The sequence below is a fragment of the Streptomyces polygonati genome, assembly GCF_042650325.1.
GTDB lineage: Bacteria > Actinomycetota > Actinomycetes > Streptomycetales > Streptomycetaceae > Actinacidiphila > Actinacidiphila polygonati.
This window is the reverse complement of sequence record NZ_JBHSBB010000001.1, coordinates 287,099-306,754: the sequence shown is the minus strand read 5'-3', so window position 1 is coordinate 306,754 and position 19,656 is coordinate 287,099. Positions and strand designations below refer to the sequence as shown.

Annotated in this window: 19 protein-coding genes; 10 read left to right on the top strand and 9 right to left on the bottom strand. The window is 72.3% G+C overall.

Annotated features, from left to right (window positions below; all coding sequences use genetic code 11):
- Positions 1-26: 26 nt before the first annotated feature.
- A complete protein-coding gene (locus ACFO3J_RS01255) occupies positions 27-680 on the top strand; it encodes a TetR/AcrR family transcriptional regulator (protein WP_386425004.1) in 654 nt (217 codons plus the stop codon).
- A 248-nt stretch (positions 681-928) separates the two neighbouring features.
- On the top strand, positions 929-2,398 hold the full coding sequence (locus ACFO3J_RS01250) for a lamin tail domain-containing protein (RefSeq protein WP_386425001.1): 1,470 nt from the start codon (positions 929-931) through the stop codon (positions 2,396-2,398).
- 81 nt (positions 2,399-2,479) lie between these two features.
- Here the strand turns inward: ACFO3J_RS01250 and ACFO3J_RS01245 are convergent, their stop codons facing one another.
- Positions 2,480-4,090, bottom strand: a complete 1,611-nt coding sequence (locus tag ACFO3J_RS01245; protein WP_386424998.1) for a YncE family protein — start codon at positions 4,088-4,090, stop codon at positions 2,480-2,482.
- 330 nt (positions 4,091-4,420) lie between these two features.
- On the opposite strand from ACFO3J_RS01245, the gene ACFO3J_RS01240 reads away from it, so the two are divergent.
- Positions 4,421-5,530 (top strand): fatty acid desaturase family protein, encoded by a 1,110-nt coding sequence (locus ACFO3J_RS01240; protein ID WP_386424995.1) that lies wholly within the window; start codon positions 4,421-4,423, stop codon positions 5,528-5,530.
- On the opposite strand, the gene ACFO3J_RS01235 is transcribed toward ACFO3J_RS01240, so the two are convergent.
- A complete protein-coding gene (locus ACFO3J_RS01235; protein ID WP_386424993.1) occupies positions 5,515-6,894 on the bottom strand; it encodes an FAD-dependent monooxygenase in 1,380 nt (459 codons plus the stop codon). The two genes, ACFO3J_RS01240 and ACFO3J_RS01235, sit on opposite strands and share 16 nt — an antisense overlap.
- A gap of 70 nt (positions 6,895-6,964) precedes the next feature.
- Between ACFO3J_RS01235 and ACFO3J_RS01230 the strand changes: the two genes are divergently transcribed.
- Positions 6,965-7,561: a TetR/AcrR family transcriptional regulator gene (locus ACFO3J_RS01230; protein ID WP_386424990.1), complete on the top strand. Its 597-nt coding sequence runs from the start codon at positions 6,965-6,967 to the stop codon at positions 7,559-7,561.
- Between the two features lie 126 nt (positions 7,562-7,687).
- Entirely contained in the window at positions 7,688-8,041 is a 354-nt protein-coding gene (locus ACFO3J_RS01225) for a peptidase inhibitor family I36 protein (protein WP_386424987.1), read from the top strand.
- Between the two features lie 88 nt (positions 8,042-8,129).
- On the opposite strand, the gene ACFO3J_RS01220 is transcribed toward ACFO3J_RS01225, so the two are convergent.
- Complete coding sequence (locus ACFO3J_RS01220) at positions 8,130-8,504, bottom strand: fluoride efflux transporter FluC (protein WP_386424985.1); 375 nt, start codon at positions 8,502-8,504, stop codon at positions 8,130-8,132.
- The gene (locus ACFO3J_RS01215) at positions 8,501-9,031 is read right to left on the bottom strand and encodes a fluoride efflux transporter FluC (protein WP_386424983.1); all 531 of its coding nucleotides are present in this window, start codon (positions 9,029-9,031) and stop codon (positions 8,501-8,503) included. Before ACFO3J_RS01215 ends, ACFO3J_RS01220 begins: the two co-directional genes overlap by 4 nt.
- 550 nt (positions 9,032-9,581) lie before the next feature.
- Here ACFO3J_RS01215 and eno point away from each other — a divergent pair.
- Genes eno through ACFO3J_RS01195 form a run of 4 tightly spaced genes read left to right on the top strand, consistent with a single transcriptional unit; the run spans position 9,582 to position 12,696 of the window.
- Positions 9,582-10,859, top strand: coding sequence for a phosphopyruvate hydratase (gene eno / locus ACFO3J_RS01210; protein WP_386424981.1), 1,278 nt, complete (start codon positions 9,582-9,584; stop codon positions 10,857-10,859).
- A complete protein-coding gene (locus tag ACFO3J_RS01205; RefSeq protein ID WP_386424979.1) occupies positions 10,856-11,593 on the top strand; it encodes a 2,3-bisphosphoglycerate-dependent phosphoglycerate mutase in 738 nt (245 codons plus the stop codon). Before eno ends, ACFO3J_RS01205 begins: the two co-directional genes overlap by 4 nt.
- Positions 11,594-11,642: 49 nt before the next feature.
- Positions 11,643-11,978 carry an ArsR/SmtB family transcription factor gene (locus ACFO3J_RS01200; RefSeq protein WP_386424977.1) on the top strand — a complete coding sequence of 112 codons (336 nt, stop codon included), beginning with the start codon at positions 11,643-11,645 and terminating at the stop codon, positions 11,976-11,978.
- Between the two features lies 1 nt (position 11,979).
- Positions 11,980-12,696 carry a cation transporter gene (locus ACFO3J_RS01195; RefSeq protein ID WP_386424975.1) on the top strand — a complete coding sequence of 239 codons (717 nt, stop codon included), beginning with the start codon at positions 11,980-11,982 and terminating at the stop codon, positions 12,694-12,696.
- Positions 12,697-12,782: 86 nt separating this feature from the next.
- Here ACFO3J_RS01195 and ACFO3J_RS01190 read toward each other — a convergent pair whose 3' ends face one another.
- From ACFO3J_RS01190 to ACFO3J_RS01170, 5 genes are all read right to left on the bottom strand, one after another.
- On the bottom strand, positions 12,783-14,666 hold the full coding sequence (locus ACFO3J_RS01190; protein WP_386424972.1) for a glycosyl hydrolase family protein: 1,884 nt from the start codon (positions 14,664-14,666) through the stop codon (positions 12,783-12,785).
- 278 nt (positions 14,667-14,944) lie between these two features.
- Positions 14,945-15,739, bottom strand: coding sequence for a sigma-70 family RNA polymerase sigma factor (locus ACFO3J_RS01185; RefSeq protein ID WP_386424969.1), 795 nt, complete (start codon positions 15,737-15,739; stop codon positions 14,945-14,947).
- Positions 15,732-15,953 (bottom strand): hypothetical protein, encoded by a 222-nt coding sequence (locus tag ACFO3J_RS01180; RefSeq protein ID WP_386424967.1) that lies wholly within the window; start codon positions 15,951-15,953, stop codon positions 15,732-15,734. Before ACFO3J_RS01180 ends, ACFO3J_RS01185 begins: the two co-directional genes overlap by 8 nt.
- A gap of 79 nt (positions 15,954-16,032) precedes the next feature.
- Complete coding sequence (locus tag ACFO3J_RS01175; RefSeq protein ID WP_386424964.1) at positions 16,033-18,384, bottom strand: M48 family metallopeptidase; 2,352 nt, start codon at positions 18,382-18,384, stop codon at positions 16,033-16,035.
- A gap of 323 nt (positions 18,385-18,707) precedes the next feature.
- The gene (locus ACFO3J_RS01170) at positions 18,708-18,875 is read right to left on the bottom strand and encodes a CGNR zinc finger domain-containing protein (RefSeq protein ID WP_386424961.1); all 168 of its coding nucleotides are present in this window, start codon (positions 18,873-18,875) and stop codon (positions 18,708-18,710) included.
- A gap of 47 nt (positions 18,876-18,922) precedes the next feature.
- Here ACFO3J_RS01170 and ACFO3J_RS01165 point away from each other — a divergent pair, with 47 nt between their 5' ends.
- A complete protein-coding gene (locus tag ACFO3J_RS01165) occupies positions 18,923-19,585 on the top strand; it encodes a type 1 glutamine amidotransferase domain-containing protein (protein WP_386424958.1) in 663 nt (220 codons plus the stop codon).
- Positions 19,586-19,656 lie beyond the last annotated feature (71 nt).

The following is a 19,656-nucleotide window of genomic DNA, read 5'->3' as shown; positions in this document are numbered from 1 at the left end:
CGGATTCTGTGGCAGGCTGGGAAACCGTGTCCACCTCCCGAAACCCTTCGGCCGGAACCGTTTCGCGTCCGGGTCCGCTGCCCATACCCGTCGGCTCGCAGCCGGGGCGGCGGCGCCGGCCGGAGACGGCCCGCGCCGTGCTCAGGGCGGCGCTGGACCTGCTCGACGACCCCGGGATCGGCTACCGGGGGCTCACGATGCAGGCGGTCGCCGCGCGCTCGGGAGTCAGCAAGGCCACGCTGTACCGCTGGTGGCCCGACAAGGCGCATCTGGTGGTCGACGCCTACCGGTCGAAGAGCGCGCGCGACATCGCGGCCGTCGCCTCCAGCGGCGACCTGCGCACGGATCTGGCGGCGTATCTGGGACGGCTCGCCTTCGCCCTGGTCCGCCGGGACTCCGGGACGGCGATCTCCGAGATGATGCTCGCGGCGGCCGGTGATCCCTCCTTCGGCAAGCTCTTCCGCGAAACGCTGCTCGACGACCGGAGGAAGGCGCTGGTCGACATCCTGCTCGCGGCGCGCGACCGCGGTGAGCTGCGGGCGGACGCCGAGCTGGAGGTGGCGGCGGACGCGGCCATGGGCGCCATCCACCACCGTCTGCTGCTGACCAAGCGGCCGATCGACGGATCCTTCGCCGGCACGCTGGCCGACCTGCTCGCCGGCGGCCTGGGGGCCTCCTGACCCGCTCGGCTCGCTTCTCGACCCGCTGTCCGGCGACGACGGTCGACTCGCCCCGGTCGGGCCCGGGGGATGACGACCGGTATGGACCGTTCGGGGCGGCTCGCGCCGTGCGGGAGGCGCTGGACCCGCGGGCTGACTCCGCAGTGTTCGCGGCGAGTTCAGGTGCCTTTCGCCGGTGTGCCGGAGGCTTCGCCGGGAGCGCGAGCGCGCCGCTCGCCACCCCCCCTTTGAGAAAAGGACCGGCCACATTGCGTACGCATTGGCGTAGAAGAGTCCAACTCACCGCGGCCGCCCTCACCGTCTTCGCCCTCGGTCTGGCCGGTGCCCCGGCATCCGCGCAGGCGCGGGCGCAGGCCTCGTCCACGGTGCGGATCAATGAGGTCGAGTCGAGTGGCGGCAGTCCGGGTGACTGGGTGGAGCTGGTCAACATCGGTTCGGCTGCGGCTGATGTGTCGGGGTGGGTCGTGAAGGACGACGACGACGATCACTCGTACAAGGTCGCTAAGAAGACGTCGATCGCTGCGGGTGGGTTTTTGGCGTTGGATGTGGATCCGTCGTTCGGGTTGGGCGGTGACGACTCGGTGCGGTTGTTCCAGTCGGACGGTTCCACTCTGGTGGATTCCTACAGTTGGACGGATCACGCCGACACCACGTACGGGCGTTGCCCGGACGGTACGGGTGCGTTCACCACGACGAGCGCGCCGACCAAGGGCGCGGCCAACGCCTGCGGCACCACCGGCGGCGGAGGCGGTGGCGGCGGGACTCAGCCGGTCCACGGACCCTGGCCGGGTGACGCGGCGGTCACCGTCGCCGACGGCTCGAACGTGTTCGGGGAGAACCTCAGCGGTCTGTCCTTCGAAAGCCCCGGCGTGCTGTGGGCGGTGGACAACGGCCCGGGCAAGCTCTACCGCCTGGTGCCCAACGGCGCGACGTGGCGCCCCGACCCGGCCGGCGGCTGGTCCTCGGGCAAGGCCCTGCACTACGCGGGCGGCAGCGGTGACCCCGACGCCGAAGGCGTGGTCGTCACCCCCGACGGGATGTTCGTCTCCACCGAACGCGACAACCACAACGACGGCAAGAGCCTGCCGGAGATCCTGCGCTTCGACGCCTCCTCCACCGCCTCCTCGCTGAACGCGACCGCGACGTGGAACCTCACCTCCGACCTGCCCTCCCTTCCCGCCAACTCCGGGCCGGAGGCCATCTCGTGGGTTCCCGACTCGTTCCTGACCGCGCACGGCTTCCGTGACGAGCACACCGGCGCCGCCTACAACCCGGCCGGCTACCCCGGCCACGGCACCGGCCTGTACTTCACCGGCGTCGAGGCCAACGGCACGATCTACGCCTACGCGCTCGACCTGACCGGCGGCGGGTTCACCCGGATCGCCACCATCAGCAGCGGCTTCCCCGCAGTGATGGACCTGGAGTTCGAGCCGGCCACCGGCCACCTGTGGGCGGCCTGCGACGACACCTGCGAGGGACGGACCTCGACCCTCGACATCGGCGCCCAGGACCAGTTCACCCCGACCGCCGTCTACGACCGCCCCACCGGAATGGCCGACTACAACAACGAGGGCTTCGCCATCGCCCCCCAGTCCGCCTGCACCGCCGGCAAGAAGCCGGTCCTGTGGTCCGACGACGCCAATGACGACGACCACGCCCTGCGCGCCGGCACCCTGCCGTGCACGGCGGCCGCCGCCTCGGCCACCCGCACCGGCTGAGCCGTCCGAGGGACCACCGAAGCGACGGGCCGCCCCGCACAGGGGGCGGGCCCGTCGCCTTCCGTTCGGCCGGGGAGGTGGCTACGGAGCCACCTGGACGGTGGACGACACGGTGGTCCCGTTGTACGCGGCGTCTCCCGCGTAGCTGACGGTGTAGACGGCCGGGCCGGCCACGAAGGGGACGTCGGTGATCTGGAAGGTGCCGTCGGCCGCGACCTTGCGGGTGCCGACCAGCGCGGGGCCGGGGCCGGTGCCGTCCGTGCGGGTGATGGTGACGGTGGCGCCGGTGGGGATCGTGAGGGCGGAGGTGAGCCTGCCCTGCATCTTGAGCTTCTTGCCCACCTTGGCCCGGTCCTCGAACCGCAGCCAGAGCGTGGTGTCCGTCCTGGCGGACCGTGTCACGGTCAGCGAAGTCGATCCCTGTGCGGGCTGGTGGTACCGGTCGCCGTCGTAGCCGAGCTGGTAGGAGACGTCACCCGCGGCGGTCACCGTGTCGGTGAAGGAGAAGGTGCCGGCGGCGTTCACCGCCGCGTCCGGCAGCGCGACGCCGTCCGGGTCGGCCGCGTCGGTGCGCGTGACGTGTACGGTCTGCCCGGCGGCGAAGCCGGCCGCCGAGGCCAGCTCCCCGCCGACCGTGTACGGCGTGCCGGCCTCGGCGGCCGACGGCGGGTTCAGCGCGATCGTGGTGGTGGCCGCCAGCGGGTTGTCCAGGACGTGCAGCACCGGATCGGTGTCCCCCGACTCCGAGCCTCCGCCGGAGACCGCGTACAGCCGCGATCCGTCCGCCGACCACGCCAGCCCCCCTTCGTCGATCGGCGTCGGGTAGGTGCGCCGGGGCGTCGAGTCGTCGGCTCCGAAGACGGACAGTCCGACCGTCGGCGTGGACGAGTAGGACCAACTGCCGGCCGCCACCGAGCCGTCCGGTGCCACGGCCACTGACAGCGGCACGTCGTCCGTGAAGTAGGACTCGTCCTCAAGGGTCAGACCGGGAAGCCGGTACAGCTGCACCGCGTGGGCCCCTTGGCTCGCGACGGCGACGTCTTCGCCGTCCGCCGTCACCGCGGCGTCGGTGAACGAGAGGATGCCGATGGTCAGCGCGGTCTGGACCGCGGTGCCCGAGGAGACGTCGAAGACCGCCAGGGCGCCCGGGCCGCCGTCGCTGCCGACGATCAGCTTGTTCGGGTCCGCCGGGTCCGCCAGGACGTTCGGAGCTGTGTCGTCCCAGGGGGCCTGCGGCTGCCGGTTGACGGTCGGGGTGCTCGCGCCGACGTCCAGCGATCCGATGCCGTTGCCTTCGAAAGCCCGGTAGCCGAACCACAGCCGGCCGCCCGCGAAAGCCAGGTGTTCGGGGATGGCGCCGCCGCCCAGGTCGTAGGCGGCGGTCGTCTCCAGCGTCGTGGTGCTGACCGCGGCGATATAGCCCCCCGCGGACTGCGCGATGTAGAGCGTGCCGCCGTCCGGCGACAGCGCCATGCCGGTGGAGCGGTACAGATTGTCGATCGTGCCGACCCGGTTGCCGTCCAGGTCGAAGACCTCGACGTAGGAGAGATGGTTCCCGACGTCGACATAGACGCGGTGGTTCAGGTTGTCCACCAGGACCTGCGGGATCGACTGCCCCGAGTCCGCCGCGGCCGGCGAGACCGGCAGCGCGGCGAAGGCGGTACCGGCCGTCACCGCGACGGCGACGGCCATGGCAAGGACCGTGTTCCTGAAACGCATGAATCCCCCCAGATTGTCGGCGGGCACGCGGCGGCAGAGCTGCCCCCGCCGTGTGCTCCCCGTACTCACCCACCCCAAGTGCTACGGAAACGAGGGTAGTTGATCGAAAATCGGCGATCAACGATCTTGGGCGAGGACCTGGACGCCGGGGGGAGGGGGCTTTCCCCCGCTTTCCCGCCGGGGGTAACCCCCCGGGCAGGCCGGGTGATGGCGCCATGGTTCCCGACCGGGCGGATTCGTAGCGTCGTGGGTGGGATCGGGAAAGCCGAGCCGTACCGCCCGCGACCGCTTCTTGGGAGCGCCATGCCGACTGTCCGCGGCACACTCGCCGTCATCTCGTCCGAAACGCCGCCGGAGCCGGATTCCGGGCCGGGGGGCGCGGACGCGGCGCCGGCCGGCGGCAGCGAATTCGCGCCGCTGCTGCGGCAGATCAAGGACGCCGGGCTGCTCAAACCGAGGAAGGGCTACTACGCGCTGATGGCCGGCGGCAATCTGCTGGCCCTCGCCGCGCTCTGGGCGGCGGTGGCGCTGCTCGGCGGGGGCGGGTCCTGGTGGGTGCTGGCGCTGGCCGGGCCGGCCGCGGTGCTGTCGGCACGCACCGCATTCATCGGGCACGACGCCGGGCACCAGCAGATCGCCGCGGGCCGCCGGGCGAACCGGCTGCTGGGGCTCTTCCACGGCAATCTGCTGCTGGGCATGGGGGCGGGCTGGTGGACGGACAAGCACAATCGCCATCACGCCCATCCCAATCACGTCGGCAAGGACCCGGACGTGGAGGTGGGGGCGCTGGTGTGGACCCGGGCGCAGGCGGTCGAACGGCGCGGGGTGGCGGTTTTCCTGACCAGGTATCAGGCCTGGCTGTTCTTCCCGATGCTGCTGCTGGAGGGCTTCGCGCTGAAGGCGGCGAGCTTCCGGGACCTGCGGCGGCTCGCGGCCCGCGACCGCGTGGTGGAGGGCGGTCTGCTGGTCGCGCATGTCGTCGGCTACATGGCGCTGCTGCTGACGATCCTCCCGGTCGGCCAGGCGGTCGCCTTCGCCGCCCTGCACCACGCGCTGTTCGGTCTGCACCTGGGATGCTCCTTCGCCCCCAACCACAAGGGCATGGCGATGCCGGAGGAAGGCGCCCGCTGGGGCCATCTGCGGCGCCAGGTGCTCACCTCCCGCAACGTCCGCGGCAATCCGCTCACCGACTTCTTCCTCGGCGGCCTCAACTACCAGATAGAGCACCACCTGGTCCCCAGCATGGCCCGCCCCCATCTGCGGCTGGCCAAGCCGCTGGTCCACGCGCACTGCCGCCGACTCGGTGTGCCCTACGCCGAGACCGGTCTGCTGGCGTCGTACGCCCTGGCGCTGCGCCATATGAACGCGGTCGGCGCGCCCCTGCGCGGGGGCCGCGCTCAGCGGCCGAGATAGCCGTCCGGACGGACGAGGACGGTGGCGCCGTCCGACGCGTCGTAGGCGGCGAAGGCGTGGCCCTCGGCGTCGATGACGTGGGGGCCGGACGCGGCCTGGCCGGGGCGGAACACCGCGTAGCTGTGCGGTTCGTCCGGTGCGGGGGAGCCGAACACCAGGCGGGTGGCGTGCGGGCCGCGGTAGAGGTCGAACAGCCTGGTCGGCCGGCCGGAGGCGTCCACCACCGGTGCGTCCGGGGCGCGGTCGCCGGCCACGAGGCGGCCGTCGGACGTCCGGTAGCTCACGTCCAACTGCCGGGTGTTCGCGCCGCGTTCGTGCGCGTCCTCGGCGCCTTCCGTGTAGCGCCGCATGAGTTCGGCGCTGACGCCGAGCACCCGGGCGGCGACCGCGCGCCGTTCGGTCCCGTAGCTGTCCAGCAGGTCCGGTGAGCCGTCGGCCAGCTTCCAGCCGAGGTTGTACGCGTCCTGTACACCGGTGTTCAGCCCCTGCCCGCCGGTCGGCGGATGCACATGGGCCGCGTCACCCGCGATGAACACCCGGCCGACGCGGAAGCGCTCCGCCAGCCGGATGTTGGGCCGCCAGACGGTCGACCAGGCCAGTCCGGTGAGCCGTACTCCCGCGTGCAGGGCGTCGAGTTTGCCCTGCAGCGTCTCCAGCGAGGCCTCGTCGTCCTCCTCGGACAGCGGCGCGCCGAACTGGAACAGCCCCCCGATGTCCGGCAGCGGGCTCAGTACGATCCCGGCCATCGGATCGGCGGCGGCCGCGAACCAGTAGCCGTACGCGTGATCGAGCCCGTCCGCCGCCACGTCCCCGAGCAGCATCCGGACCGACTCGTCCGTGGTGCCCTCGAAGGCGATGCCCAGGCCCTTGCGGACGGTGCTGCGACCGCCGTCGGCGCCCACCAGGTACGACGCGCGTACGGTCTCGCCGGTGGACAGGCGGGCGGTCACCCCGTCCGCGTCCTGGTCGAAGCTGGCCAGCGCGGTGTTCAGCTCCACGCCCACACCGAAGCCGGCGAGCCGGTCACGCAGGACGGCCTCGGTCTGGGACTGCCCGAGGACCCACGCGTTCGGGTAGGGCACATCCGGGGTGGGCGCGACGGGCTCGGCCATCCGGCGCTCCATCGCGAAGCTGCCGTCGAGGTGCACCCGCATCACCGGCAGCGGCCTGCCCCGTTCGAGCACCGCGTCGAGGACACCGAGGTCCTCGAACACCTCCAGCGTGCGGGGCTGGAGACCGTCGCCGCGCGAGCCGGCGAAGAAGGCGGCCGACTTGTCGACGACGCGTACCTCGACGCCCCGCCGCGCCAGGTCGATGGCCAGCGTCAGGCCGGTCGGACCCGCCCCCGCGATCAGCACATTCATTACTGAACTCCTATTCACTGAATCGAGTTTCAGCATGACTTGTTGGTACCGTTCGCGTCAAGGAGGTGGCGTGAACCGCAAGGAGAAGGCGGCGGAGACCGAGGCCGCGCTGAAGGCCGCCGCGAAGCGGGTGTTCGCCGAGCGCGGCTACCTGAACACGAAGATCACCGACATCACCGCCGAGGCCGGCCGTGCGGCGGGATCCTTCTACAACCACTTCGCCGGCAAGGAGGAACTGCTCGCGGCGCTGCTCGCCGACATGTCGGCGGAGAGCGACGTCGTGGCGTCCGAGTCCGGCCATCTGTCGGACTTCACCGACCCCGCGGCCATCCGCTGGCACATCGCGGTCTACCTCCGCTTCCAGCGGGAGAACGCCGTGACCCTCCTCGCCCTGCGACAGGCGGCCCTGGTCAGCGAGAGCTTCGCCGGCACTCTGGCCGAGTTCGGCAGCACCGAGCTGGCGGACCTGCTCGGCCACGTCGCCCACCTCACCGCGGCCGGGTTCCAGCTGCCCGCCTCGCCCGAGGCCAGCCTGTGGCTGCTCCACGCGCTGGTCGACGGCTTCGTGCAGATGCGGCCACCGGCGCCGTACGAGCTCAGCGACGAGGAGGCCGTCGAGATCCTGACCCGCTTCGTCTACCGGGGGCTCACCGGCCAGGACTACTGAGCGGCCGGGCGGGTTCACTCGTCCCGGTGGAACCCGGGGTGTCCGGCGGGAGAGGAAACGTTTCGCTGACGGACCGTCGGCATACGGTCCGCTGTGAACCTCCCACCGATCTTGAGGAGATCTCCCGTGAAGCTTCGCAGTGCCGTCACCGCGGGTCTGGCCGGTCTGGTGCTCGCCCTCGCCGTTCCCGGATCGGCCTTCGCCGCGACCGGTGACTTCGGCTACTCCTTCACCGACGACGAGGGCCGGGCGCTGTCGGTCACCCTGCACCACCCGAGCAGCGACGCGTGCGTCAACCTGCCCTACGTCGGCAGCGAATGGGTCGAGCCGGGACACTCGCCCCACAACGACACGGACCAGTGGGCGACCGTCTACGAGGGCGCCGACTGCACGGGCCCCACCTGGAAGCTGCGTCCGCACGGCAAGCCGGCCACGGAGCGCCTCAAGGTCCGTTCGGTGTACTTCCAGAGCCCGGCCTGACCGGAGCCCCCGCCCGGACCCCCGGCACGGCACCCGCGACCCGGAAGCGGCCCGCGACGCCGCCCCGGCGGGTCGCGGGCGCCCGCCGTCAGCCGAGGACGGCCTGGGCGAGGCCGGCGCCGACATAGGCGGTGCCCAGGCCCGCGACGATGCTGACGCCGGCGTTGGCGAGCGCGAAGTAGCGGGAGCCGGTCTCGGCCAGGCGCAGGCTCTCGAAGGAGAACGTCGAGTAGGTGCTCAGGGTCGCGCACAGGCCCGGCCCGATCAGATGCTGCACCGACTGCGGCACGGTGGTGGCGGTCGCGGCGCCGGTGAGGAAACCGAGGCCGGCGCAGGCGGCGATGTTGACGGTGAACGTGCCCCAGGGGAAGACGGTGTTGTGCCGGGCCTGCACGGCCCTGTCGGTGAGGTAGCGCAGCGGGGCGCCGACGACGGCGCCGACGACGACCATCAGCCAGTTCACGCCCGGCTCCCTTCGTCCGTGATGCGGGGCATGGTGATCCGGCGGGTGAGTGTGGACGTGGTCCAGATCGCCAGCATGGCCGCCGCGAAGGTGCCGGCGAGGTAGACCAGGGCGGTGCCGGGATGGTGGCTTTCGAGGAGGCGCCTGGTGTCGAGGGTGGCGGTGGAGAAGGTGGTGAAGCCGCCCAGGACACCCGTGCCCAGGAAGGGCCGGGTCAGCGGGTGCGCGGTGAAGCGTTCGGTGATCAGCACCATGAGGACGCCCATGGCGGCGCAGCCGATGACATTGATCCAGAACGTGGTCCAGGGGAAGGCGCCCGCCCCGGTGGGCCAGATGAGGGTGGCGCCGTAGCGGGCGGCGGCGCCGATCACGCCGCCGGCGGCGATGGCGGCCAGGATCTCGCCCTGTTCGCGGCGCGGGCCGCGGCCCGGTCGGGGCGGCCACGCGTCGATCGCGGTGTCGGGGTCGGCGGGCTCGGCTTCCCAACCGGCGGGTCGGGGGTCGGGCGCGGCATCGTCGAAGGCCATGCGTCAGGCTCCTACCTGATCGTCCGGGACCGCGCGCAGGCGCGCGGAAAGGTCAGGTAGGGACCGTTGTCGGCAATGGCGCCGCGGTTGGTTACGGCGGGCCCCACCGCCGTACGGCCCCCCGTGAGGCGCCGCGCCGTCCAGGATAGCCAGCCGCGGCGGAAGCGGGGCGACCGGGCCCGCGAAGCGGCGACCGCACCGTGGCGGCCGCCTGCGGGGCGGGCGCGGTGGCGCACCTCGGGGGCGACCCCGGCGGAACGCGCGGGAGCAGCGGGGCGCTGTTCCGGCGGCCGGCTCCGGACCCCGGGCACGACCAAGAGGGGCCGCGGCGTTCGGACGCTGGTGAACAGGCGGCAGTCGCCGAGCCGGTCGATCCTGGTATCGACGCGCCGGACGCCGGCCGGCCGGAGATCGGCGGCGGTGCGGTCGGCGCCCCTCGCGCTTCCTGACCGACCCGGCTGGGGGGCCACCGTCCGCGTAATCCCCGCCCCCCGGCCGCACCGAGCCCGCAGCGTCACCCCGCCCCGACACGAGAAGGAAGCAGCGATTCATGGCCTTCACCGTCAGCGCCCTGGACGCCACCGAGATCCTCGACTCCCGGGGCCGCCCCACCCTGAACGTGACCGTGCGGCTCGCGGACGGCACGAGCGCGGAGGCCGGTGTGCCGTCCGGGGCCTCCACCGGCAGCCGCGAAGCGGTCGAACTACGCGATCGCGACCCGGACAGATACGGCGGGGCCGGCGTACGGAAGGCCGCCGGCAACGTACGCGGAGAACTCGCCGACCTGCTGCGCTCTCGTGCCTGGGACACTCTCGCCGACGCCGACCGGGCCATGGACGACGCGGACGGTACGGGTGGCAAGTCCCGTCTGGGTGCCAACGCGATCATCGGGTGCTCGCTTGCGCTCGCCCGCGCCCTGGCCTTCTCGGCCGGCCAGGAGCCGCACACCTGGCTCGCGCCGGCGGGTGTCGCGCCACGGCTGCCGGTACCGCACTTCAACGTACTCAACGGCGGTGTCCACGCCCCCAACCCGCTGGACTTCCAGGAGTTCATGATCGCCCCGCTCGGCGCGCCCACCCTCCCCGAAGCGGTCCGGGCCGGCGCGGAGGTCTACGCGGCGCTGCGGACCCGGCTGCGCGGGGCGGGGCACGCCACCGGGCTGGGGGACGAGGGCGGCTTCGCCCCCGGCGTCACCCAGCCGGAGGACGCGCTGCGGCTGATCGTCGCCGCGATCGACGACGCCGGCTACCCGCCCGGCCGCGACGGCGTGGCCATCGCGCTGGACCCCGCCGCCAGCGAGTTCCGCCGGCCCGACGGCACGTATCAGGTCGCGGGCGAAACCCTGAGCAGCGACGACATGATCGCCCGCTACGAGCGGATCGTCACCGACTTCCCCGTATGGTCCATCGAGGACGGCCTCGGCGAGTACGACGACGCCGGCTGGCAGCGGCTCACCACCGCCCTCGGGCATCGGGTCCAGCTGGTCGGGGACGACAACTTCGTCACCAACCCGTCCCTGATCGCCCGAGCGGTCAGGGACGGTGTCGCCAACGCGGCCCTGATCAAGGTCAACCAGATCGGCACCGTCACCGAAACCCTCCAGGCCATGGCGGTCTGCCGCGAGGCCGGGTATGCGGCGATGGTCTCCCACCGCTCGGGCGAGACGCCCGACCCGTTCATCGCCGACCTCGCGGTCGCCACGGGCTGCGGGCAGATCAAATCCGGCGCGCCCGCCCGCGGCGAACGCGTCGCCAAGTACAACCGGCTGCTGGCCATCGCCGCCGCCCGACCCCGACTGCCCTACGGCCTCGCCGGTGACCACGGGTGAGCGCCGCACTCGTCCTGCTGCGGCACGGTGAGAGCACCGCGAACGCCGACGGCGTCTTCACCGGCTGGACCGACGCCCCCCTCACCGAGCGCGGCCGCGAACAGGCCCGCGGTGCGGGACGCCTCCTGGCCGGGGCCGGCCTGCTTCCCGACGTGGTGCACACCTCCGTGCTGTGCCGCACCGTCACGACCGCCGACCTCGTCCTGGACGAAACCGGGCGGGACTGGGTGCCGGCGCACCGCAGCTGGCGGCTCAACGAACGCCATTACGGGGCGCTGACCGGACGCACCAAACACCAGGTTCGCCGGTCCACCGACGAAGCGGCGTACCTGGCATGGCGCCGCTCCTGGGCCACGCCGCCGCCACCCGCTCCGGCGGGCGCCCTGCCTCCGTGGGGCGACCCCCGCTACACGAACCTGCCGCCGGAAGCCTGGCCGCTGACCCAATCGCTGGCCGATGTCCACGCCCGGGTCCTGCCCTACTGGGCCGACACCATCGCCACCGACCTCTCCGCCGGCCGCACCACCCTGGTCGTCGCCCACGGCAACTCCCTGCGCGCCCTGGTCGCCCACCTCGACCGCATGGACCCGGCCGCGGTGGAACACCTCGACATCCCCACCGGGCAGCCCTTGCGCTACGACTTCGATCCCGGCCAGCGGCAGCTTCCCGGCGGCGGCCGCTACCTCGACCCCGACACCGCCGCCGCGGAAGCGGCGCTGGTGCACGGTCAGTAGAGGATGATTCACGATTGCCTGAATTCATCATTCTGTGTACTGTCGCAGCGTGCTGACTCTCGCTCCCGACATCGAGGTGCTGGCGCGGTTCGGCCGCGCCCTCGCCGATCCGATCCGCTGCCGGATCCTTCTCGCGCTGCGCGAGGCCCCGGCCCATCCCGCCGATCTCGCCGACGCCCTGGAGATCTCCCGGACCCGGCTGTCGAACCATCTGGCCTGCCTGCGCGACTGCGGTCTGGTCGTCGCCGTGCCGGTCGGCCGCCGTACCCGCTACGAACTCGCCGACGAACGGCTCGGCCGCGCGCTCGACAACCTGAGGGCGGCGGTGGTGGCGGTCGAGGCCGACAAGTCCTGCGCGGACGCGGACGAGAAGGGCTGCTGCTGAGATGGCCGCCGAGCTGACCATCGGCATCGGCCCCTCCCCGGCCCGGCGGGACACGCTGACCGGCCGGGTACGGCTGCTGGTCGCGGCGACCATCACCTACAACGTGATCGAGGCGATCGTCGCGATCAGCGCCGGCACGACGGCGTCCTCCACCGCGCTGATCGCCTTCGGCCTGGACTCCGTCATCGAGGTGTCCTCCGCCGCCGCGGTCGCCTGGCAGTTCGCCGCCCGTGAGCACGCTGTGCGCGAGGCCCGCGAGAAGACCGCCTTGCGGATCATCGCCTCGTCGTTCTTCGCGCTCGCCGCGTATGTCGGCGTCGACGCCCTTCGCTCACTCGTCGGGACCGGCGGGGCCGACAGCTCCGCCCCGGGCATCGCCCTCGCCGCGCTGTCCCTGGTCGTGATGCCGCTGCTGTCCGCCGCCCAGCGCAGGACCGGTCGCGAACTCGGCTCCGCCAGCGCGGTCGCCGACTCCCGGCAGACCCTGCTGTGCACCTGTCTGTCCGCGATCCTGCTGGTCGGCCTGGTCCTCAACACCGCCCTCGGCTGGTCCTGGGCGGACCCGATCGCGGCCCTGGTGATCTCCGTCGTCGCGGTCCGGGAAGGCCGCGACGCCTGGCAGGGGAAGGGCTGCTGCGCCCCGCCCACCGCCGCCCGCCCGGCCGTGACCGGGGAGGAGACCTGCGGCAGCCGTTCCGGGTGCGACTGCGGCCACTGAGCGGCCGGTCTCCGCGACCGGAGCGAGCGGCGAGGCCCCGGACCGGCGGTGGTGCCGGTCCGGGGCCTGATCGCCCCGTGCGGTGCTCAGCGCTGGGTCCAGATCTCGCTTCCGCTGCCGTTGCAGGTGTAGATGTCGGCGAGGGCTCCGTTCGCGGTCGAGGCACCGGTGACACTGAGGCACTTGCCGGACTGCGCGGCGACGACGGACCCGCCGGCGGTGACGGCCCACTGCTGGTCGGCCCCGCCGTCACAGGCGGAGATGTCCACGCCCGCGTAATTGGCCGTCGAACCGCCCACCACCTCAAGGCATTTGCCGGACAGCCCGCCGATGACGGTTCCGTCGGCGGACGGCGTCCAGCTCTCGCTTCCGCTGCCGTCGCAGGTGTAGATGTCCGCCGTGGCCCCGTTCGCGGTCGAACCACCGCTGACGCTCAGACACTTGCCGGACAGGCTGCCCACGAAGGTGGTGGCGGCCGGAGGCTGTCCGTTGCCGAAGGTGAGGATCGAGGCGCTCCCGGCCGGAACGGTGACGGTGGTGGTGGCGCCGCTGACGCCGATCGCCGTGGTGGTCGGGGCCGCCAGACTGCCGTCGCTCTGGACGGACTGCCCGCCCAGGGTGATGCCGGTGGTGGCGGTGAGGCCGGCGGCGGTCAGATCGGTGCGCCGGCCCGAGGTGTAGGCCGCGCCGAGATCGAGCTGGAGGGTGGTGGGACCATTGCTCCTGGGGTCCTGCACATTGTCCAGGACGACGGTCATCGTCCCGTCGGAGTGCTTGACGGCGTAGGCGCGTACGGCCGCCCAGGCCGGGTTGTCGAGGGTGAGGAAGTCGCCGGCGCCGACCTGATGGACCGCGGCCAGGCCGTAGTACTCGGGCTGCGCGGCGAGCCGTCCGGCGGCGGCGTCGGCCGCGGTCGGCGCGCACAGCGGCGTGTAGTACATGAAGAGCGGCTTGGGCGCGTCGCACTGGATCACCGTGCCGTGCATGTAGTCACCGGCCACCCCGCCCCGGGCCAGGTCGAGTTGCTCGTCGATCTCCCACAGCGCCGCGGCGAAGACGTCGCTGACGCCCTCCTGGCCCTCGCACACCACCGAGTTGCCCTCGTCCATGACGGCCGGCAGCCCGAGCCGCGCCGCCTGGGCCGCGGCGCTCTGCGCGACCGCCGTCTCGGCGTTGCGCACTCCGGTGCCCAGCAGGTCGGCGATCGTCGGGCTGCCGCCGCAGGTGCTGGAGGTGAGCGGGTAGTAGTGGCTGGTCAGTTCGGAGACGGAGGGGCGGGCGAGCGCGGCCTGATTCGCGATGAACGCGTTCTGGAAGGAGCCGCCCGGGGCGCCGGCCGCGTCCGTTCCCACGATCGCCACGCCGGGCACCGCCTTGGTGATGGCCGCCACGTACGCGCTGAAGTCGGTGAGGAACTTCGCGGTGTTCCCCGAGTACTGGGGGTAGAGGTCGGGTTCGTTGCCGATCTCGATGGCCTGGAGCGACGAGCCGAGCGCCGAGGCGGCGTGCGACGCCTCGTCGGCCGCCCTGGCGGGGTTGTACTGCTTGAGGTTGACGCCGAGGATCACCTTCCACCCCGCGGCCCGGGCCAGCGTGCCGAGCGCGGTCAGTCCGCTCGGGGTGATCGTCGCGATCGACCACGACGGCGGTGTCTCACCGGTGGAGGTCCAGAACGTCTGGTCGACGGTGTTGCCGCCGATCCGCAGTGTGGAGGTGCCGAGCGTGCGGAGGTAGGCCGCGAGGTTGCCGGAAGTGAAGCCGCTCAGCGCGAGGTCCGACGCCTCGAACGACAGCCCGGCCGACCCGGCGGTCAGCGAGGTGCCCGTGGTCGTGGACCCGATGGTGACCACCGAAGCGGCCGCCGCGGCGGGCGCTTCGGTGGCCGTGGCGGCCGTCGCTGTCGCGGTGGCCGCGGTCAGGGCCGCCAGCGCGGTCAGCAGAGCGGCCCAGAGCCGGAAGCGGTCACGCATACGGATACGCGGAAGTATGGGGTGCACGGCGAGCCTTCCATCGGTGGGGGGAGACAGTGCTGGGCCGAGCCGCGGGCAGGGGTGACGGCACGAGGCGGCAACCCCTGAGAGCAAACACATGTATGAACGCTGATCGCATGAATGGACGGCGAAACGATAGGCGCCCGCCCCGGCGTCGTCAACGGCCCCGCGGCCGACACCTCTTGACCACCCGCCGCAGCGAGTGCCCGCCGACGGGAGGAGGGACCACCGCCCCGAGCGGAGAAGTGGCCCTCACATCACTGCCCCGTCGGCGGACGCGGAGGCCGGCGGGCGACCCGCCAAGCGACCCACCCCAAGGACAGTGCCGCCACGACGACGGCGGGAGGTCCGACCACGGCGGCCGTCATCGGCACCCCGCAGTGCGTGAGCACGACGGTGGCCGCGGCGCACAGCAGTGCGCCCAGTGCCACCACGGCGAGAGCGTCGCTCAGCAGCGGACGGCCCCGCCGACCCGCCTGACGGACACCGCTCCACCTCTGACGCAGCACCCTGGTGCCCCGGAAGACATGGACACGGATGGCCTCGGGCGACGAACCCAACCGGTCCCCGATCTCCCCGCTCGGCATACCCATCACATGCCGGGCGAAGGTCGCCTTGGCCTGCTTGCCGGAAAGCTCGCGCATCTGGTCCACGACCATGTGGGCGAACGCCGTGTCCTCCACGGTGGCCTGCGGGCTCATGGAGGACCAGCCCGACAGAGACGACTCGTCCAGCTCGGCCATGTCCAGTCCCGCCGACATGCGGACCTCGTGTGCGATCTCACGCACCCGCATCTGGGCGACCTTGTACAGCCAGGGCTTCGGGTCGCGGATCTCGGGCCACTTGCGCATCGCCCGGACAAAGGTCTCCTGCACCACTCCGGCGCTGTCCAGCGCCGATTCGGGCAGCTGCCAGGCCCGCGCCTGGGCGCGGACGAACCTCAGCAGCCCTTCCTGATGGGCGCGATAGGCCTCATCCACCTGGTCCTTCCACCACGGGTCGGGCACCGGCCGCGCCGCGGGATCGCCGGGGTCCGGCATCGCGTCATCCACGGTTCTCCTCCTTCACCGACGACTTCCGCAGCCGCTGGGCGGCGGGCACTTCGGCGTGCCCGCCGCGGCCGGCCTGCTCGCGCGATGCCACCGCCGTCGCCCGGGCGAGCTCCGCCCGGCCGCGCAGGGTGAGCCACAGGGCCACGGCGTCGCTGAGCCGCAGAAGGCTCTGGGCGCAGACCAGCGCCAGGAGCAGGTGATCCAAGTCCGTCATCGCGTACGACCTCCCCAGTCGTCGGCCGACCCGCGGTGGTCGGCCGTTCACCATGTACGAGACGCGGCAGGGCATTTCGTTAACGAGCTCTTGTCACGGCGATGAGGACGAGGACGAGCCAGACGACCGGTGCGGCCGCGATCGCCGCGGCGCCCAGCGCGACGGATCTGCCCGTCATCCGGGCTTCCCGGACCGACCGGATACCGAACAGGACGGAGAGGACGCCCAGCGGCGGGCAGCACACCGCGAGAGCCAGGCCGATCACACCCCAGCGCACGGGTGCGAGCCCCGTTCCGGCCGACGCCAGCTGCTGCGCGCGCCGGGCCGCCCCCCTGCCGCCTCCCCCCTTGCGCTGGCGGACACCCCGCCGGTAGTAGACCGCCAGGACCACGGCGGGAATCGCGAAGACCACGGCGAACGCGTAGCCGACTTCGACATCCCCGGTACGCAGACCGGTCAGCAGCATGCCGACCGGCAGCAGGACGATGCTCGCCCCCACCAACCTGACGTAGTTGACCTTCCCGTTGCCGCGCTTGTCCTCCTCCATGGCGGCGAGCCGCCGCAGGGTGGGCGAGGACGGGACCGGCACGGGCGCGGAGGTGACCGGCGGCATGCTCGCGGCCAACCCGCGCAGCGCCTCCCGGGCCTCGGCGCTGTGCTCGTACCTTCCGGGGCGCTTTCCGGCGCGTTCCGGTCCGGTGTCCACCAGGGACAGAGAAGTGCCGTCCAGCAGGAGCAGCCGGACGTTGGCCCGTGTCTCGTGGAACACGCTCGCCCGCTGGATCCGCTCGAACGGCACGAGCAGGAAGCCTCCCGGCGAACGCACCTCGTCGGCCTCGAAGTTCTGCGCCCGGTCGAGCAGCCGTTCGTAGGGGTTCTCCCACCGCGTGCTGAACCGTTCCACCGGGACGAACACCAGGGAGGTGGTCCGTACGATCAGGTCGTACTCGCTTCCGTTGAGCCGGACGGCCAGGGCGCCCACGGTGCGGGCGGGCTCGGCCACCTGGCCGGAGTCGGAGAGGTGACCGAGATTCTCGGTGACGCCGAGATCGGCCAGCCGCGCGCGCACGCCGGCGACCTCCGCTCCGCCGCCGATCGCGCGACGCGCCAGCGGCCCCAGGTCCAGCCGCCGACCGTCGGTGGCGACCAGGACCACCCCGGTGTCCTCGCTGTACGACCGCCGCGCCGCGCCGCTCGCCTCAGCGGCCCGCTCCAGGGCCGCTTCGAGTCGCCGGGCGAGTTCGACCGTCGGATTCGGATGGTCCACGTCCAGCCGGACACGCCGCAACTGGGCCACGATGTCCGGCGCGTAGCCGCGGGCGAGAAGATCCAGCACCTCGCCCAGACCGGCGCCCGGGGTGCCGGCGACGCGTGCCGCGGCCCCGTACAGCACGTCGGCCTCGTCCTGGCGGCGCCCTCGGGCAAGGCGCACGGCGTACGGCGGGAACGGCTCGGCACGCCGGCCGCCACGGCGGTCGGGGTCAGGGAAGATCAGCCGGTCGAGCCGGGGACCGTAGGAGGGGAGAGCCGGGAGCAGGGCGTCGGCCGGCCGGTGGTCGGCGGGCCCGGCGGGTGCGGCGGCTTCCATCGCCTCGATCGCGGCGATCCGCTCGTCGGTCGGCGGGTGGGTCGCCCACTTCGACCGGTCCCGGTCCGGCGGAGCTCCGGCCTCCTCGTACTCCAGTACGCCGGCGTCCCAGGTCGCGAGGAAGTGGCGGAAGCCGAGGACGGCGTCGCCGAGCACGTAGTCGCCCACCCGCGTGCCAGCGCAGGTTTCGAGGTACGCCGACCAGGCCCGGTCCGCGCTGTCGAGCCGGAGCAGCGCGGTCACCGCCGAATCCCGGTCGGTGATCCCGGCCCAGGAGCTGTCAGCCAGGTATTCCTGGCGGCGGCGCACCGCGAGTGACACCAGTTCGAAGATCCAGAGATAGCCGCGGAGCACCGCTCGCCATGGCGTACCGAAACCGACGTACTGGACGGCCCGCACGATCGCCTCGCCACTCACGAAGGTGATGGCGGCCAGCCGGGTGTCCTTGTGCGAATAGTGCCCCAGCTCGTGGGAAAGCACGAAGGTGAACTGGTCGACCGTCAATGCCGTGAGCAGCGGAGTACCGAGGCAGAGATACCTCCGGCCCGGGAACAGCCCCAACAGGGGAGAGGCTTCGGCCACATAGGCGTTGGCCTCGGCGATCAGCAATACCTCATCGGGCGGCCTGGTCCGCATCGCTTCGGCCGAGCGGGCGATGATCTCCCACAGTTCAGGGGCGTCCGCCCTTGCCAACGGAACTCCGGGAGGGGGCTTTTTCGCGCCGACCAGGGTCCGGACGAAGGAGAAGGCCACGGAGAAGACCACGATCGCGGTGAACAGGGTGAGCTTGAGGCCCGCGAGGTCGGAACCGTTCACGAACATGTACACCGTGGCCGCGGTCATCAGCCCGACAACGACGAGGACCACAAGGAGGAACAGCGCCAGTAACGCTACCGCGAGCCCCGCCCGCGCCTTCGCCGAGATGACACTTCCGGCCGGAGACCGGACCGGAACGGCGGCAACACGTGTCGACCCCAACTCTTCGCCCCCCAGCGCCCCGACCCGCCCCCTGGTCGTCGGTCGTCTCCGACCCGGGTCGTGCCCGTTATACCCGCTCCGGATGGCTTCCTGCCGGGAGACGCCGAAATCCGCGGCGCCGGAGCCGGCCCGCGATCATTCCGGGCCCGTCGAGCGGTGGCCGGCTCCCGTATTCGGGCCGATACCCGTCACGCTTCTCTCTCCGGGGCGGCGAGGGACATCCCCGAGGAGTGCCGCTTGCGATAGGCGCGTGAGGCCACCTGGGAGGAGCAGCCGGTCGAGCAGTACAGAGCGGACGAGTTCTTCGTCCTGTCGAGGAATCCCGTGCAGCACGCGCGGTTGTTGCACGCCTTCAAGCGCCTCCACTCGGTGGTGGAAGCGGTTTGCGCGGCTGTGGCGAGCAGTGTGCCGAAGAAGCCGGCGACTCCGGTACTGGGCGGGCGAGTTCATCCACCCGCACCAGGTGTTCACCGGGGCCGGCTTCGACATCACCGTTGCCACCCCGGGCGGTGTGGAGCCCACCGTGGACGCGGTCAGCCTGTCGCCTCCGATGAACGGCGGGGATCAGGCGTCCATCGACGCCCAGCGCGCCTGTCTCGCCCAGTTGGGGGACACCCTGGCCTCGCCCGCCGTGCTGGAGGAGGTCGACCCCGCGGCCTTCGACGCGGTCTACGTCTGCGGCGGCCACGGCCCGATGGAGGACCTGGGGGAGAGCGCGGCCGTCGGTGCGGTGGTCACCGCGCTCCTCGGTGCCCCGGACAAGGTCGTCGGCGCGGTGTGCCACGGTGTGGCGGCCCTGCTGCCCGCCCGCGCCGAGGACGGCTCCTGGCCCTTCGCCGGCCGCGAACTCACTGGGCTGACCGACGAGGAGGAGACCGCGGTCGGCCTGGCCGACAAGGCCCCCTGGCTGCTGGAGACCCGGCTGCGGGAGGGCGGCGCGGCGTTCCGGGGCGGACCGGCCTTCGGCCCCCATGTGATCGTGGACGGCGATCTCGTCACCGGCCAGAATCCGGCCTCCGCGCTTCCTTCCGCCGAGGCCGTCGTCAAGGTCCTGGCAGGGCGCTGACCGCCACCGGAGTTGCCCGGGGCGGTCCGCCTCTTGACGGTGTAGGGCGGGACCCGGTCCCACCGGGTCCC

Excerpts from the sequence above, each read along its gene's own strand:
- ACFO3J_RS01245 (WP_386424998.1), bottom strand. The coding sequence starts at position 4,090 with ATGGCCGTCGCCGTCGCGGTGACGGCCGGTACCGCCTTCGCCGCGCTG.
- ACFO3J_RS01175 (WP_386424964.1), bottom strand. The coding sequence starts at position 18,384 with ATGACCGCGGCCACGGTGTACATGTTCGTGAACGGTTCCGACCTCGCG.
- eno (WP_386424981.1), top strand. The coding sequence starts at position 9,582 with ATGGCCTTCACCGTCAGCGCCCTGGACGCCACCGAGATCCTCGACTCC.
- ACFO3J_RS01180 (WP_386424967.1), bottom strand. The coding sequence starts at position 15,953 with ATGACGGACTTGGATCACCTGCTCCTGGCGCTGGTCTGCGCCCAGAGC.
- ACFO3J_RS01195 (WP_386424975.1), top strand. The coding sequence starts at position 11,980 with ATGGCCGCCGAGCTGACCATCGGCATCGGCCCCTCCCCGGCCCGGCGG.
- ACFO3J_RS01190 (WP_386424972.1), bottom strand. The coding sequence starts at position 14,666 with ATGCGTGACCGCTTCCGGCTCTGGGCCGCTCTGCTGACCGCGCTGGCG.
- ACFO3J_RS01235 (WP_386424993.1), bottom strand. The coding sequence starts at position 6,894 with ATGAATGTGCTGATCGCGGGGGCGGGTCCGACCGGCCTGACGCTGGCC.
- ACFO3J_RS01240 (WP_386424995.1), top strand. The coding sequence starts at position 4,421 with ATGCCGACTGTCCGCGGCACACTCGCCGTCATCTCGTCCGAAACGCCG.
- ACFO3J_RS01215 (WP_386424983.1), bottom strand. The coding sequence starts at position 9,031 with ATGGCCTTCGACGATGCCGCGCCCGACCCCCGACCCGCCGGTTGGGAA.